This window comes from Posidoniimonas corsicana (assembly GCF_007859765.1).
Lineage (GTDB): Bacteria > Planctomycetota > Planctomycetia > Pirellulales > Lacipirellulaceae > Posidoniimonas > Posidoniimonas corsicana.
This window is the reverse complement of record NZ_SIHJ01000001.1, coordinates 3,240,245-3,254,573: the sequence shown is the minus strand read 5'-3', so window position 1 is coordinate 3,254,573 and position 14,329 is coordinate 3,240,245. Positions and strand designations below refer to the sequence as shown.

The 14,329-nt window shown below is 67.4% G+C and carries 13 protein-coding genes; 4 read left to right on the top strand and 9 right to left on the bottom strand.

Translation table 11 applies throughout. From position 1 onward, the window contains the following. Nucleotides 1–43 precede the first annotated feature (43 nt). The 5 genes from KOR34_RS12570 to KOR34_RS12550 all read right to left on the bottom strand — a co-directional run bounded on the left by KOR34_RS12570 (nt 44) and on the right by KOR34_RS12550 (nt 6,161). On the bottom strand, nt 44–1,276 hold the full coding sequence (locus KOR34_RS12570; RefSeq protein ID WP_146564923.1) for a serine/threonine-protein kinase: 1,233 nt from the start codon (nt 1,274–1,276) through the stop codon (nt 44–46). A gap of 109 nt (nt 1,277–1,385) precedes the next feature. Then, complete coding sequence (locus tag KOR34_RS12565; protein WP_197531354.1) at nt 1,386–3,011, bottom strand: Kelch repeat-containing protein; 1,626 nt, start codon at nt 3,009–3,011, stop codon at nt 1,386–1,388. A gap of 22 nt (nt 3,012–3,033) precedes the next feature. Then, nucleotides 3,034–3,996 (bottom strand): DUF1559 domain-containing protein, encoded by a 963-nt coding sequence (locus KOR34_RS12560; RefSeq protein ID WP_146565991.1) that lies wholly within the window; start codon nt 3,994–3,996, stop codon nt 3,034–3,036. Nucleotides 3,997–3,999: 3 nt separating this feature from the next. Further along, nucleotides 4,000–5,298: a dockerin type I repeat-containing protein gene (locus KOR34_RS12555; RefSeq protein WP_146564921.1), complete on the bottom strand. Its 1,299-nt coding sequence runs from the start codon at nt 5,296–5,298 to the stop codon at nt 4,000–4,002. 170 nt (nt 5,299–5,468) lie between these two features. Then, nucleotides 5,469–6,161 carry a PEP-CTERM sorting domain-containing protein gene (locus KOR34_RS12550; protein ID WP_146564920.1) on the bottom strand — a complete coding sequence of 231 codons (693 nt, stop codon included), beginning with the start codon at nt 6,159–6,161 and terminating at the stop codon, nt 5,469–5,471. A gap of 298 nt (nt 6,162–6,459) precedes the next feature. Between KOR34_RS12550 and hemP the strand changes: the two genes are divergently transcribed. From hemP to ispD, 4 genes are all read left to right on the top strand, one after another. Then, entirely contained in the window at nt 6,460–6,627 is a 168-nt protein-coding gene (gene hemP, locus KOR34_RS27140) for a hemin uptake protein HemP (protein ID WP_228714596.1), read from the top strand. Nucleotides 6,628–6,818: 191 nt separating this feature from the next. After that, nucleotides 6,819–7,427 (top strand): hypothetical protein, encoded by a 609-nt coding sequence (locus KOR34_RS12540; protein ID WP_146564918.1) that lies wholly within the window; start codon nt 6,819–6,821, stop codon nt 7,425–7,427. A gap of 61 nt (nt 7,428–7,488) precedes the next feature. Beyond that, nucleotides 7,489–8,121, top strand: coding sequence for a pyroglutamyl-peptidase I (locus KOR34_RS12535; protein WP_197531353.1), 633 nt, complete (start codon nt 7,489–7,491; stop codon nt 8,119–8,121). After that, the gene (gene ispD, locus KOR34_RS12530; protein ID WP_146564916.1) at nt 8,118–8,867 is read left to right on the top strand and encodes a 2-C-methyl-D-erythritol 4-phosphate cytidylyltransferase; all 750 of its coding nucleotides are present in this window, start codon (nt 8,118–8,120) and stop codon (nt 8,865–8,867) included. The genes KOR34_RS12535 and ispD overlap by 4 nt, the downstream gene beginning before the upstream one ends. Before the next feature lie 26 nt (nt 8,868–8,893). Here the strand turns inward: ispD and KOR34_RS12525 are convergent, their stop codons facing one another. The 4 genes from KOR34_RS12525 to KOR34_RS12515 form a co-directional block, all read right to left on the bottom strand. After that, entirely contained in the window at nt 8,894–10,711 is a 1,818-nt protein-coding gene (locus tag KOR34_RS12525; RefSeq protein WP_228714595.1) for an alpha-amylase family glycosyl hydrolase, read from the bottom strand. Between the two features lie 86 nt (nt 10,712–10,797). Next, entirely contained in the window at nt 10,798–10,971 is a 174-nt protein-coding gene (locus KOR34_RS26670; protein ID WP_197531352.1) for a hypothetical protein, read from the bottom strand. 350 nt (nt 10,972–11,321) lie between these two features. Next, entirely contained in the window at nt 11,322–12,458 is a 1,137-nt protein-coding gene (locus KOR34_RS12520; protein ID WP_146564915.1) for an aldose epimerase family protein, read from the bottom strand. A 151-nt stretch (nt 12,459–12,609) separates the two neighbouring features. Continuing rightward, on the bottom strand, nt 12,610–14,289 hold the full coding sequence (locus KOR34_RS12515; protein ID WP_146564914.1) for a ribulokinase: 1,680 nt from the start codon (nt 14,287–14,289) through the stop codon (nt 12,610–12,612). Nucleotides 14,290–14,329: the final 40 nt, after the last annotated feature.

Genomic DNA, 14,329 nt, shown 5'->3' with positions numbered 1-14,329 from the left:
TCTAACCGAGGCCCGCCGCCAGCACAGCGCGGGTGGCCCGCCGTCAGCGTGGCGGCGTGAGCGGCAGCACGCCAGGCTGGTCGGCCTCGCCGGTGAGCTCGAACGGCTGCGGCGGCGACGGCGACGGCGCCAGACGCGGCCACAGCAGCCAACCGGCCACCAGAACCGTCGCCGCGACCATCCACGGCGCGTGCCGACGCAGGGCCATGTCGTCGGAAGTGAGCGACCGCGCCGTGGTCAGCAGCCCGGGGCTGATGCCGAGCCGCTGGGCGAGCCGCAGCAGCGCCGTCAGCAGCGCCGACGGGTCGGCGTAGCGGTCCTCGGGGCGTTTGGCCAGCATCCGTGAGATGGTCCGCGCGACGTCCCGCGGGACGGACGTGCGGAGCGTGCGGATGTCCGGCGGGCGATCGCCCTGGTGCTGCAGCAGCTTCTGCAGGGCCGTCCCCTCCGGGAACGGCGGCCGTCCGGCCAGCATGAAGAACAGCGTGCACCCCAGCGAGTAGATGTCGCTGCGGGCGTCGGCGTTGCGCGGGTCGCGGGCCTGCTCGGGCGCGATGTAGTCGAACGTCCCGAGCGTCGCGCCGCTGGCGGTCAGGTCGTGGCGGCCGTCGTCGACCTGCTTGAGCCGCGCCAGGCCCATGTCGACGACCTTCACCCGCCCCTCACGCGTGATCAGGATGTTCGACGGCTTGATGTCGCGGTGCACGACATCGCGCTGCCACGCGTGCTCGAGGGCGTCGGTTATCTGGATCGCGAAGCTGAGCGCGTCGTTCAGGCCCAGCGGGCCGTGCTCGGCGACTAGGTCGCGGAGGTTGGCGCCATCGACGTACTCGAACACGATGTACCGCAGCCCCTGAGCCTCGCCCACCGAGTAGACTCGGGCGATGCTGGGGTGGTCGAGCCTGGCGGCCGATTGGGCCTCGACCTCGAAGCGACGCTTGGTGTCTTCGTCGGCGGCGCGGTGGGTCGAGAGGACCTTGACCGCCACGGTGCGCTGCAGAGCAAGGTCGACGCCGCGGAACACGGCGCCCATGCCGCCGCCGCCGACAAACTCCTCGAGGAGCACATCGTTGATCGTTTGCCCGCGGAGGGCGAGGCCCAACTCCTTGGGACGCAGGCCCGCATACGCGACGTCCGAGTCGATCGGCTGGCCGCTCGAGTAGACGGTATTCTCGATCTCGCTGATGAGCGCCGAATCGTCCCCCGGGCCGCTCAGACCACTGGCCGAGACGGTGGGCGTCTCTTCCGCGGGCTGATCGGGCGGGGGCGTGGACACGGCGGGCTCACTGGGGCGGGCGGGGCCCCGCGGCGCACCGGGCCCTCTAGGCCAGTCTAGGCCCCGCGCCGCGGGTGGTCAAACAGGCTCCGCCGCTGCCGGGACTCGGCTACTGGCGGTCCAGCTCGATCTTCTCGACGGTCCCGACGTGGCCATTCTCGGTCGAGGCGCCGGCCACGACCAGCAGCGAGTTGTCGCCGGCCGGCAGCAGCCGGTGGAAGAACCGCGGGGCGCCGACCTTGCCGACCTTGGTCCACTTCTCGGCCCCCGGCCCCAGGGCGTAGACGTCATCCTGCATGCCCGAGGCGTACAGCACGCCGCCCATGTTCCAGGCCGAAACGCCAAACCACGAGAACGGCTTGCCGGGCAGAGCCGGCAGCTCGCTCCAGGTGTCGGTGCTGGGGTCGTACGCGTCGACGCGGTTGGTGACCCCCTGCTCCTCCTGCATGCCGCCGAGCACTACCACCTTGCCGTCGAGCTGCGCGGTAGCCAACGCACGCCGCTTGAACGGGGGCTCGGCGATCGGCTTCCAGCCCGCTTCGGGGTGGTTGAGGTCGAAGCTGAGACCGGCGTCGGTCCACTCGCCCGGGCTCTCGCCGGCCAGCTGCCAGCCGCCGACGACAAAGATCGTGTCACCGATCACGACGGCGTCGTGCGACGATCGCGGGGTGGGGAGGGGCGTTAGCGCGGTCCACTCGCCGGTAGCCGGGTCGAAGCAGGCGAACTCGTCGGTGCTGTGCATGTCCTCTTCCTCATCAGCGGCGTTGCGCGAGTGCACGCCGCCGATGCGGTACAGCTTGCCGCCGTGCTCCACCAGCGGCAGGCCCTGCAGCGTCGTCTGCATCGGCAGGCTCTCCCACTCGGAACCGCCGTCGATCTTCAGCCGGCAGAAGTGCTTCGACAGGTTTTCGCGCGAGTGCTCGTGCTCGGTGCCGGTGTGGCCGCTGTACACGTAGACCCAGCCGTCGGAAACGGCCGCGCCGAAGCTGGCGATCGCGGCGGGCAGCTCCGGGTACGAGCTCTCTGCGGTCGCGCCCGAACCCTTGGACTGCGGCGCATAGCTGGTGGTCAGGGTCAGGTAGTAGCTCTCGCTGGTGTAGTCGTCGTCCTTGAACTTGCCCTTGGTGTCCTTCACGGTGTGACCGGCCATTAGGCCGACCTCACCCTCGGCGGGCAGAGGGAACTTGGCGACGCCACGCTTGTTGGTCGACGCGGAGACCGCCTCGCCACGCGAGTCGGTCATGGTCACCTCGGCGCCCGGCAGAGGCTCGCCCTGCCAGGTGACGAGCAGCCGCAGGAAGTCGCCGTCGACCCACGGCTGGGCGGCGATAGTCTGCTGCTTGTCGCCGCTCGGCTTGGGGGCCTTGTCGCCCAGCGCGGCGTGCAGCGCCTCGTAGCGGAGCATCGTGCCGTGGTAGACGCCGTACTCGATGGTGGACGCCAAGCCGGCGTCGCCCACCTTGTTGTCGCTCCGCAGCCCGGTGAAGCCTTCCTTCTCGAGCGGCTTCATCGCGACCGCCTGGGCGGCGTCGCCGGTGGTGGTGACCTTGGCCTGCGCCACGCACTCGGGGGTGTGGTAGTCGCGCTCGCCGATGCCCTCGGAGAAGAACATCAGCGCGTGCCCGTCCTGGTCGGTGGTCAGCCAGGGGAAGTGGGCGAAGGTGGCGGCGGGGGCCAACGCGATTGCCGCGGCGGCCAGCACGCGACGCGCGAGCGTCGAACGGAGAGAGAGCATTGGGGTTTCCATGAAAGGTTGGTTAGAGCGGGTCGGCGACGGTTTCCTCGCCTGCCCGGGTGATCAGTGCAAACAGCGATTCCTGCGAGACGTCGCTCGAGATCAGGTGGACCGAGCCGTCGATGTACAGGAAGTTTACTCCGCCGGGGTGGTCGCTGCGGAAAGTTGTCCGCTGCCGCGAGTCCCAGGCCGCGGTGGTGTTGTTGAAGTGGTACTTGGAGGGCTGGCTCGGCGTCCAGCCGGTGTGCCCGAACGCGTGGTGCCAGTAGCCCTCGGCCCACGCGTAGTCGCCCCAGCAGACGCCATCCCGGCTCTGGCACCCGGACGCCGAGTGGTTCGACCACCTGTAGTTTTCCAGCCCGAAGCTGGTCTCGCCGATCAGCGCGGTCTTGGACGATCCGTCCAGCACCTTCTCCAGGCCGAGGTCATACCGCTTGCCCTCACGCGGCGGCGCGTTGAAGGCCCCGTCGAGCGCGAACTGCGGCTGGTAGCGCACCCGCGAGCTGATCAGGTAGCTGCCCGGGCCCAGCGACTCGCCGCAGGGGTCGGGCATGGTGCGGGGCAGGTGCATGGTGGGACAGGTATACGCTGGCAGCGCGGTCTCGGCGATGCTCAGGTTGTCGGCGTCGGCGCCCCGGTACGTTGGCGGGTGGCTGAGGTCGTACTGCTCGAAGAGGCTCCCTTCTTCCAGGTAGGGGAGCAGCAGCACAAACATACTGCCCAGGTGGCTGTAGAACGAACTGGAGGCGACCAGCCCGTCGCCCGGGCCAAGCACCTGAGGCGGCGGCAGCGTCTGGTGGGTGTTCTCGAAGTTGAGTGTGGCGAGGCCGATCTGCTTGAGGTTGTTGGTGCACTGGATGCGGCGGGCGGCTTCCCGGGCCGATTGCACGGCGGGCAGCAGCAACGCGATCAGCACGCCGATAATGGCGATCACCACCAGCAACTCGACCAGGGTAAACCCACGGCTTAGGCGTCGGATGCCCATCGCTCAACCCTCCCCGTTTCGATTAGGCCGGACGAACCACTCGGCCCATCCGCAGAACGCCATCGCCACGCCAAACAGCCCCAGCATCGCCACGCTGGAGGGCTCAGGGGCGGCGGTCGCCGCACTGGCCGGCGGAAGATTGTCCCGCCAGACCGTGTAGTCGGCCGCGTCGACAGTGCCATCCCCGTTTCCGTCGGCCTCCGGTCCGGGGCCGCCGAACTGCTCCCGCCACAAGGCGTAGTCGAACGCGTCGACGACGCCGTCGCCGTCGTAGTCGCCCGGCAGAGCCTCACCGACGGTGACCGACAGCTCAATAAGGGGCGCGGCGCCGTCCGGATTGTTCCCCACGTCGAGGTCGTCGAGGTAGAAGTCAGGGTAGGCGGCGGTCGCGGCCTGCCCGCCCGGCTCGTGCAGCGACGAGAACATGAATCCCAAGGCGCCGTTGGCGAGCGACTGCTGCACGTAGCTCAAGATGCCCGGGTTGGCGAGGTTGGGCTCGAAGATCAGCTGGTCGCCGCTGTTCATCAGCGTGCCCGGAGTGAGCTCCTCCCCCCCGGCGCCGTACACCTTGCCAACCGCGAGGGCGTCCGCGAAGAACGGCTCCGTCTCACCGGTCGGGTCGGTCGCGCTGTAGCCGCCGGAGATGGAGTTCTCCGCGTCCCGTCCCTGAGCGTCTACGGCGTAGAACTGGTAGGGGGCGATCGGCTGACCCGCCGCCGGCTCGCCTTCGATGTACCCCTCTTCCCCCTCGCGGAAACGCCGCCAGCGGGGGTCGCCTAGCTGCAGCGTAGCGGGGTCCGCCGTATCGTCGAACCCAAACCCGCTGTAGTCGCCCTGCAGGCCGACGCCGTACATCTCAATCGGTCGGCCCGGGTCGTCCGTTCCATTGATCAGCGACTCGAGGTCGTCGAGTGTGTTGTCGTACGGCAGCGTGTACCCGGCCGGCTCGTAGATCAGGCTGCCGACCAGCGTCACCGTGACCCGCAGCGAGTCCACCTGGTACTGGCTCAGCGGCAGCCCGGTGGGCACGGTCTGAGACGTGTCGGTGGCGACCAGCACGCTTGCCAGGCGGGACGGCCCGGCGCCGCTGCCGGGCACGGGGACCGTCTGGCCTGTTCCCGAGTCCTCACCGAGGAACGCAGCGAAGGTGGGGCCCCGGCTCTGCACCGACGCCCCGCCGGCGGCGGATGCGTTGGGGTAGGTCCACATCTGGATCTCGGGATGGGCGCTGACGTGGCTGTAGGACTCCGCCAGGCCCGCGTTGGAAATCAGGCAGGTCGTGAGGATCGCGGTGGAACGCACCAAACCCCGAAGCGGCGTTCCAACCAGTCGCAATCCCGTCCTGAAGCTCGTTGAATGGTGCATTTCCGTACGGCTGCGATAGCTTGGTTCGTTCTAAGCGGTTGTGTCGGCCGAGTCGCCAGCGGCGGGCGGACCCTGCGGCCCGCCCGCCTCAGCGGCTGGTTGCATGGTTAGCCTTGCGTGGCCCGGCGGCGAACGCCGACCGCGGTGAGCAGCCCCAGGGCGGCTAGTGCCGCGGTCGCCGGCTCGGGGACGTTCGTCGGAAAGGCTGTGAAGGCGTCGGCCTGGGTGTACGTGTCCACCACGACGCGGTCGAGGCTCATGTGGGCGCCGCCCGCGGCGAACTGAAGTTGGTAGCTCGAATCGTTCCCGGGCACGTCCCAGGCGAACAGGTACTCAAGGACTCCGGCTCCGGCGCCGGCCACGGTGTAGGTGGGGGCCGCAGCGGACCCGGCGGCGGGCGTTAGCAGGACCGAATCCGTATCGAGTTCCGTGCCGAAGGCCGAAAGCACGATCTGGGCAACCACGCGCGTCGTGCCGGCGCCGAGGCCGAGGCCTGGGATGTTCACGTCGAACGCGGAAGGCCCGGCCGGCGAGTAGATGTTGTTGGTGCTGGTGATGATCGCACCGAAGGAGGTTTGCTGGAGCGTCGCCGCGGCGTTCTCAACCTCGCCAACGTCCGGCGAGTTGGGCGCGCCGAACGCCGAGGTGAAGGCGTCCCACTCGGCGTACGTCGAGTCGTCGTAGCCGCGCGACCAGTCCTCGAACGGAGCGTCGATGCTGTTGGGAACAAGAACCGCGCCGTTCGCTTGGCCGACCGCGGCCAGCAGAACGAGGCAACTAACTCGAGCAAACATCTTCATTGGATCGTCTCACAGGTGTGGGATTCGGGGGAGCGCCATTGCTCCGTGTTTCTATCCGCGGTCGTCCGGTGCTCGAGCTGCTCTGGCTCCTTTGACCATGCTCACTGTCCGTAGGAACGGCAGCGGACGAGGCGTGGGTCAGGCGGAAGCGAGTCAATCGAGGTGGGACAATTAGCTGGCGTTTAGGCTGGCTGAGGTCTTGCGAACGAGTCGCAATAGCAGTAACTTACCGGCTCGTTGCTTTAAGGCAACCCCCTATGCCGAATATTTCCCTCACACCCGGCCCCACCTATCCGCCGTGAATCCACCGCCTCCACCGGGACCCTCCAGCGATCGACCCTGCGAGCCGCAAGAGATCGATAGCCAAACGCTGATGCGGGGTCAGAAGCAGCTCATCATCCGGCACGACGGCGAGAGCTACCGGTTGATCGTCACCCGGAATAACCGATTGATCCTGCAGAAGTAGCCGTTAGCGGCCCGCTGACCGTGGGATGACGTTTGGTGCACCCGAGGGGTGGATTGCTTGCATTCCCTACCGCGTGGGCTAGGTTTGCGTAGTGGATCTCACCGGTCCTACCCCACCTTTTCTCTGGCCATCCTGGCGGCTTGCCGCGTCCCTCGGCGGCGAGGATTGGCTACCTTCCTGGAGATGCACCCATGATCGGTCGTCATGATGACGGCGGGCGGTTGGTCCTGTTGTTCGCGCTAGCATTCGTCGCGATTTCGGTTCCCTCGGCTTGTCCCTGCCGTGCGGCGAACGCGGTGGTGACCGTGATGGCGCCGCTGGACTGGCCAGTGGAATCGATGATGAAACGCATGCAGGGCCAGCGGCAGGCGATCGTGTTTGTCGACCCCAACGACTACCGCGGACGCACGGCCATGAGCCAGGCCATCGAGGTGAGCGCCCGCAGCGGCGCCCCCTTCACCTTCTGCTTTGTAGGCCCCGCCGACGCCGATGAGGCCTACTTCGACACGCCGTTGTTTGGCGCCATCCGGCGCATGGGCCTGGGCGTCCACCGGGACGTCGGCGGCGTGGAGGCGAGCCGCTTCGGCGCGTCGACCTCGGGCGTGTGCGTCGCCTACGACGCCCGCGGCCGGCTCTGTTTCTTCGGTGACCTGGCGCCGACCGGGCCCGGCTACACCAAGGAGGACGGATCGGACGCGGTGATGAAGGGGCTCTCGAGGATCCGGGGCCGTTCCGACCACTTGTTCCTCAGCCCGATCACCGGCCCAGCCCTGCTGCCGATCGCTGCGGACCAGCCGTAGCCCGGGGATGGGGCCGTACGGCGTGCTTGATCCTGGCTCCCGCATCCGGTCCAATCGTGTCATGCTCAAGATCCTGATCACCGCCTACGGGCCGTATGACGACTGGGCGGAAAACGCTAGTTGGCTAGCGCTCCAGGCCTTTTTGCGGGACCTGCCCGACGGCGTGGAGATCAAGACCCGGCTCTACCCGGTCGACTTCAACCAGCTCCGCACTCGGCTTGAATCGGACATTGCCGACCAACCCGACGTGGTGCTCCACCTGGGCCAGGCGCCCGGGGCCTGCCGAGTCGAGCTCGAAGCGTTCGGCCTTAACATCGGTCGCGACCGTGGCGCCGCCGCCGAACAGGCGTTCCCGCTGGCCTCTGACGGGCCGGACGCGTACCGCAGCCGCCTGCCGCTGGAGCAGTGGGAGGCCGCCCTCCGCTCCGAGGGCATCCCGGCGGCGGTCTCGTACCACGCGGGCGCCTACCTTTGCAACGCGGCCCTCTACCTCACCCACTACTTCTGCGAGCAGGCGGGGCGCGAGCCGTTGGCGACCTTCCTCCACCTGCCGCTGGACCCGTCGCAGGTGCTCGCCGACCAACGCGGCGTGGCGTCGCTGCCGGTCGAGGAGTCGGCCCGCGCGATCGGGCTGATCGTCGACGACCTCAAGCGGCGGCACGCGCCGGTGGCCGACGGGGTGGGGATCGCATGAGCCGCTTCGGAGTGATCCTCGTTGCTGCCGGCGGCAGCCGCCGCTTCGGCGACAAGCACTACAAGAAGCCGTTCGCCAACCTCGCGGGGCGTGCGGTCTGGCTTCACTCCGCTGAGCTGTTCCTCAACCGGGAGGACGTCGAGCAGCTGGTCGTGGTGATCGCCGAGGAAGACCGCGAGGACTTCGACCGCCGCTTTGGCGCCAACCGGGCGATCATGGGGTTCGATGTCGCTACCGGCGGAGCGCAGCGTGCCGACTCGGTAGCCGCCGGCCTGGCCAAGATCAAAGACACCGTCGACTTTGTCGCCGTCCACGACGCCGCCCGGCCGTGCGTGACCGACAAGGCAGTGACCAGCGTGTTCGAGGCCGCGGAACGCGCCGGGGCCGCCATCCTGGCTGCGCCGGTCTCGTCCACTCTCAAGCGGGCGGCCCCGCAGGACGGGCACAACGTGATCGCCGAGACCGTGTCCCGCGAGAACCTGTGGGCGGCGCAGACCCCGCAGGTGTTTGCCCGGGCGTTGCTCACGCGGGCCTACGAGCAGCCCAACGCGGCCACGGCAACGGACGACGCTCAACTGGTGGAGCGGCTCGGCGAGCCGGTCTGCCTGGTGGAGGATACGCTGCTGAACCTGAAGATCACCACCAAGCCCGACCTCAAGTTGGCTGAGCAGATCCTCAAGAATCGGCCCGCGGCCAAGCCGAAGGGGGTCAGCCACCCGTTCGCCGCGGACGACCTCTTCCGCTAGGCGAGGCGGCCTTGGGACATCGCGCTCTAGTCGGTTGAGTAGATGAGCGCCGAGTACGGCGCCAACGGCAGCGCCGAACTGTGCGACAAGCCGTCCCAGCCATGCTCTTCCGGCAAGACGTCCTCGGCCGGGGTGTCGTCGAAGTCCTCGCTGTAGACGCGGGCGTCGCTGTTGAAGCGCAGCCGCCACGGGCCGGGCCCGGGGAATCCGATGCGGTAGTCGGTCCACTCCTTGTTGGCAAAGTTGAGAACGACTAGCACTCTGCTGCCGGCGTGGTCGCCCGACCAGCGGGTGAAGGCGATCACCTTCTCGGCGTCGTTGACGTGCGTCAGCGCGATGTGCTGGCCGATCAGCCCGGAGGAGACGCCGTCCCGGTTCAGACGCAGCCGGATCAGGTCGCGGTACATTCGCACGATGCCGCGGAACTCCTGGGCCTGGTCCCAGTCAATCGGGCGGCCGTCGTCGAACCACCCGTCGCGGAGGAACTCCTGCCCCTGGAACAGCATGGGGACTCCCGGCGCGGTGAACATCAGCACGGCGGCCAGCGTTGATCTCTTCTGAGCGAACAGGCTGGTGGGGTCGTCGGGCGAGATCTCCGAAGGGACCCGCTGCTTGCCGTTGGCGACCTCGTCGTGCGACTCGCTGTAGATGACGCGTTCGAAGGCGTCGAAGTTGTACCGGTGGAGCAGGGCCCCGCAGATCTTTCCCATCGAGCGGTCGGCGTCGTTGGTCGCCTGCACCACGTCACGAACGGGGTGGACGAAGCCGGCGTCCCACTGGCTGCTGAAGCCGGCGCCGCCCCACTCGGGCGGCTTGGTAAGCCAGTCGTTGTTCTGCAGGTCCTCGGCGATGGTGATCGCGCGGGGAAACTCTTGGGCCAGGGTCGAGTTGACCCACTGGGCCAGCGACCAACCCTCTGGGATGTCAGAGCCCCCATCGACCGTGCGGATGTACAGGGTCATGTCGTACCGCAGGCCGTCCATGTGGAAATCGCGGAGCCACATCCGGGCGTTGTCATGGATGAAGGCCCGCACCTCACCGCGGCCGTAGTCGGGGCGGGTGTCGCCCCAGGGGGTCTTGGAACGCCAGTCGTTGTAGAAGTAGATGCCGCCTTTGCCGTTCTCGCTCCAGCCGTCGAACTGCCAGATGGAGAGGTCGCTCGGCCCGAAATGGTTGTAGACCACATCGAGAATCACACCGATGCCGTGTTGGTGGGCGAGCTTGACGAACTTCTTGAGCCCGTCCGGCCCGCCGTACGCGGACTCGACCGCGTAGATCTGGGCGGGGTTGTAACCCCACGAGTAGTCGCCGGCGAACTCCGCCAGCGGCATGAGTTGAACGGCGTTGACGCCCAGTTTCGCGAGGTAGGCGAGCTTCTTGGCGGCTTCGTCGAAGGTCCCCGGCACGCCGTCCTTCGTGGCGTTGAAGGTGCCGATGTGCATTTCGTAGATGACCAACTCGTTGAAGTTGGCCAGCTCGAAACTGTCCCCCTCCCAGTCGAACTCGTCGGCGTAGATTACGCCGTTGCCAACCGAGTTGGTCACCTCGCGGGCGTAGGGGTCAATGCGGCTGAGACGCTGATCCCCGTTGATGATAAGGTACCGGTACTCGTCGCCCGGCTTCGAGTCGGGGCAGTCGGCGTACCACGTGCCACTCTCCTCGCGGCTCATCGGCGTGGCGTCCTCAACCCAGCTGTTGAAGTCGCCGACGATAAACACGGCTTCGGCGTTGGGCGCCCAGACTCGGAACGCGACGCCATTGGGGTGGGGCAGGCTGCCCATGCCGGGCAGCGGGGCGGCGGGCGGCGCAGGGCTCGCCGGGGGATCGCTCAAAAGGCGGGTCATTGTCACGCGCTCATCAAGAGGGAGGCCCCGCGGCGACGCCTCAGGGGCACGTGGAGTCTACGCCTGGGAATGATAGCACACGCCGTTTAGGCGGTGGCGAGCTGGCGCTGGCCGGCCTGGATCTGGCGGAGCAGTCGATCGGCAGCGGCATTCGCCGCCTGGCGGCGCCGACAACGCTCGCTCGGGGTCCATTCCTGGCGGATGGCGGCGCAGCGATCGCGGATAGTTTCGGGGTGAGCAGCGGCTTGCTGGATAGTCATCGATCCGTCCTCGTATGTGTGCAGAAAACTTAATGGATCGTGACATAGCGAATGGCGTGCCGAACGACAGCGCAGCGATAGAAGGACAAGAATCTCACGGGAAACTTGGCGTCTGAGGAAATAGTTAAGGAGGTTGTAGGTCGACGCTGGTCGTCCGATGATCAATCTGGCGGCGCTAGAACGGTACAGATGGTCTCGAATTGGGATCTCTCGTCACGGAGAGAATGCCAATCTGGAGTGACGCCCTTGCTGCGTTCGTAACCCCGAGGATGCGTTCGCTTGCACCGCGCACAAAAATGGGGCGGGCCGACCGGCCCGCCCCACGTTTTCTTTTTAGCCGTTTCCCCGGTCTACTTGTCCACTCCGAACGCGTAGATGCAGGTGTGAGTGTAGGTCTCGCCCGGCCGCAGCACCACGCTGGGCCAACCCTCTTTGCCCTGCTTGTTAGGCGAGTCCGGGAAGTGCTGCGTCTCGAGGCAGAGGCCGCTGCGGTAGGCGTAGGACTGGCCGTCCTTGCCCGCCTGGCCCGTCAGGAAGTTGCCGCCGTAGAATTGGAGGCCGGGCTCGGTGGTCTTCACGGTGAGCGTGCGGCCCGACTTGGGGTCCTTCAGCACGGCCGCGGTGACCAGTTCGCCCTCGGAGGCGCCCTTACGGTTGAGCACGAGGTTGTGGTCGTAGCCGAGCTCGGGGCTGTCGTTGTACTCGTCGACGCGGTCGCCGATACGGGTCGGCTTGCGGAAGTCGAGCGCCGTGCCCGCCACCGGCTTGATCTCGCCGGTCGTCATGATCGAGTCGGCGCTGCCGGGCGTGTAGTTGTCGGCGTTGATCATCAGCACGTGGTCGTTGATGGTGTCGGCGCCGGCCCCCTCGAGGTTGAAGTAGGCGTGGTTGGTGAGGTTAATAACGGTGGGCTTGTCGGTGGTCGCCTTGTACTCGATACGGACCTCGTTGTCGTTGGTCAGCGTGTAGGTGACCTCGGCGGTCAGCTCGCCCGGGTAGCCCTCAGAGCCGTCGGGGCTGGTGTGCGAGAACTTTACGCCCGACCCGTCCGGGCCGCTGAATGGCTCGGCGTCCCACACGACTTTGTCAAAGCTCTCCTCGACGCCGCCGTGGAGGTGGTTGCCCTCATTGTTGGCGGCCAGCTCGTAGTCCTTGCCGTCGAGCGAGAACTTGCCGGCGGTGATCCGGTTTCCGTAGCGGCCGATCGTGTGGCCGAAGTACTGGTTCTTGTCGGACTCGTAGTCGGCCACGGTGTCGAAGCCGAAGGCCACGTCGGCCACCTTGCCGTCGCGGTCGGGCACGTCGATAGCCGCCAGCGTGGCGCCGCGGGTGAGCAGCTCGATCGACATGCCGCTGTCGTTCTTGACGGTGTACTTGTCGACCGCCTCACCGGAGCTGGTCTTGCCAAAAGACGACTTGTCAACGGAACCGGCGAGCGTGGGCATGGCGATCAGGCCTAACAAACAGAACGTAAGGGGTTTCAACATCGGGTTCTCCTCGGGATGAGATGCGTCGAGAAGCGGTCGATCTGCCAGGAGGACTTCGTGGCTTGACGCGTCAGGGACAGTCTACTGGTTGGCGGCGCGGCGCCGCCGGAGTCGCTATTGTACCCCGTCCGTGGGGGCGGCGCCGGCCGGCTCAGCCTTTCCGGGCGGATTGCCGGATGTCCATCAGTTCCTTCATCACTCCGCCCAGGTCGGCCGAGCGGTTCTGCCCGCCGAAGGCGTCGTGCAGCTGCTTGTACAGGCCGTACAGCCGCTCGTACACCGCGGCGTTCTCCGCGATCGGCTCGTAGACCACGTCCTTCACCCCGGTCATCGCCGCCTGGGCGGACGGCACGTCCGAGTGCGCGCCGCCGGCCACGGAGCCAAAGATCGCCGCCCCCAGGGCACAGGTCTGGGCGGAGCGGCTGACCTTCATCGGGCGGTTGCAGACGTCGGCGTAGACCTGCATCACGAACGCGTTCTTCTCGGCGATGCCGCCGCAGTTGATCACCTCGTTGACGTTGACGCCGTACTCCTCGAAGCGGCGGATGATGGTCAGAGCGCCGAACGCGGTTGCCTCGACCAGGGCCCGGTACACTTCGGGCGCTGTGGTGTGCAGGGTCTGGCCAATCAGCAGGCCCGTGAGCCGCGGGTCGACCAGCACGGTGCGGTTGCCGTTGTTCCAGTCGAGCGCCAACAGGCCCGACTCGCCCGGCTTCAGTTTGGCCGCGTCGTCCGTCAGCTTGACGTGTGCCTGAGCGTCGTTGCCGTACTCGGAGGGCGACAAATACCGCACGAACCAGTTGAAGATGTCACCCACGGCCGACTGGCCCGCCTCCAGCCCGTACATGCCGGGCATGATCGATTCGGGCACGACGCCGCACAAACCCGGGATGTCTGGCAGCTTTGCGCTCAGCGGCGCTGGGACGCAGTCGCAGGTGCTGGTGCCCATGATCTTGACCAGCGAGCCGTCGCCGCAGCCGGCGCCGACAGCGCCCATGTGCGCGTCGAACGCGCCCACGGCGACCGCGACTCCCGCTGGCAGCCCGACCGCCTCGGCGACATCAGGGCAGAGCTTGCCTGCGAGCTGGTCGGACGCAACGGCTTTGGTCTCGTAGCGGTACCGGGACAGGCCTGGCTCCAGCGACTCGAGGAACTCAACGCTCGGCAGGCCGCCCCACTCCTCGCTATACATCGCCTTGTGCCCGGCGGCGCAGATGCCGCGTGGCAGCGTGGCCGGGTCGGTGTTGCCTGTGACGTGGGCCGGGATGTAGTCGGCCAGCTCGACCCAGCTGGCGGCCGCCTTCGCGACCTCGGGCTGGGTCCGCAGGCAGTGCAGGATCTTCGACCAGTACCACTCCGACGAGTACACGCCGCCGCACTTGGCCAGGTAGGGTTCGCCCCGCTCCTTGGCGACGCGGGTGATCTCCTCCGCTTCGGCGTGCGAGGTGTGGTCCTTCCACAGCCACGCGTGCGCGGCCGGGTTGTCCTTGAACTGGTCGAGCAGTGCCAGCGCCGTGCCGCTGGCGTCGACCGGGATCGGGGTGGAGCCGGTCGTGTCGACCCCGATGCCAACCACCGACTCGGGCGAAAAGTCTTGGTCCGCGGCCGCCGCCTTGACCGCCTCGCGGACCGAGACGCGGAACCCCTCCAGGTAGTCGGCCGGGCTCTGCCGAGCAAGGTTCGGGTCCTTGGGGTCCAGCAGGATGCCCGCGTCGCCGCTGGGGTAGTCGTAGACGTGGGTTGCGACCTCGCGGCCGGTTGAAATATCCACCACCAACGCCCGGACGCTGTTGGTGCCGTAGTCTACGCCGATTGCATAACTGACCGTCATGCCGCCCTCCGAGTCCTGTCGAAAAGAATAAGAACCATTT

Excerpts from the sequence above, each read along its gene's own strand:
- KOR34_RS12565 (WP_197531354.1), bottom strand. The coding sequence starts at position 3,011 with ATGCTCTCTCTCCGTTCGACGCTCGCGCGTCGCGTGCTGGCCGCCGCG.
- KOR34_RS12560 (WP_146565991.1), bottom strand. The coding sequence starts at position 3,996 with ATGGGCATCCGACGCCTAAGCCGTGGGTTTACCCTGGTCGAGTTGCTG.
- KOR34_RS12550 (WP_146564920.1), bottom strand. The coding sequence starts at position 6,161 with ATGAAGATGTTTGCTCGAGTTAGTTGCCTCGTTCTGCTGGCCGCGGTC.
- KOR34_RS12540 (WP_146564918.1), top strand. The coding sequence starts at position 6,819 with ATGATCGGTCGTCATGATGACGGCGGGCGGTTGGTCCTGTTGTTCGCG.
- KOR34_RS12535 (WP_197531353.1), top strand. The coding sequence starts at position 7,489 with ATGCTCAAGATCCTGATCACCGCCTACGGGCCGTATGACGACTGGGCG.
- ispD (WP_146564916.1), top strand. The coding sequence starts at position 8,118 with ATGAGCCGCTTCGGAGTGATCCTCGTTGCTGCCGGCGGCAGCCGCCGC.
- KOR34_RS12525 (WP_228714595.1), bottom strand. The coding sequence starts at position 10,711 with ATGACCCGCCTTTTGAGCGATCCCCCGGCGAGCCCTGCGCCGCCCGCC.
- KOR34_RS26670 (WP_197531352.1), bottom strand. The coding sequence starts at position 10,971 with ATGACTATCCAGCAAGCCGCTGCTCACCCCGAAACTATCCGCGATCGC.
- KOR34_RS12520 (WP_146564915.1), bottom strand. The coding sequence starts at position 12,458 with ATGTTGAAACCCCTTACGTTCTGTTTGTTAGGCCTGATCGCCATGCCC.
- KOR34_RS12515 (WP_146564914.1), bottom strand. The coding sequence starts at position 14,289 with ATGACGGTCAGTTATGCAATCGGCGTAGACTACGGCACCAACAGCGTC.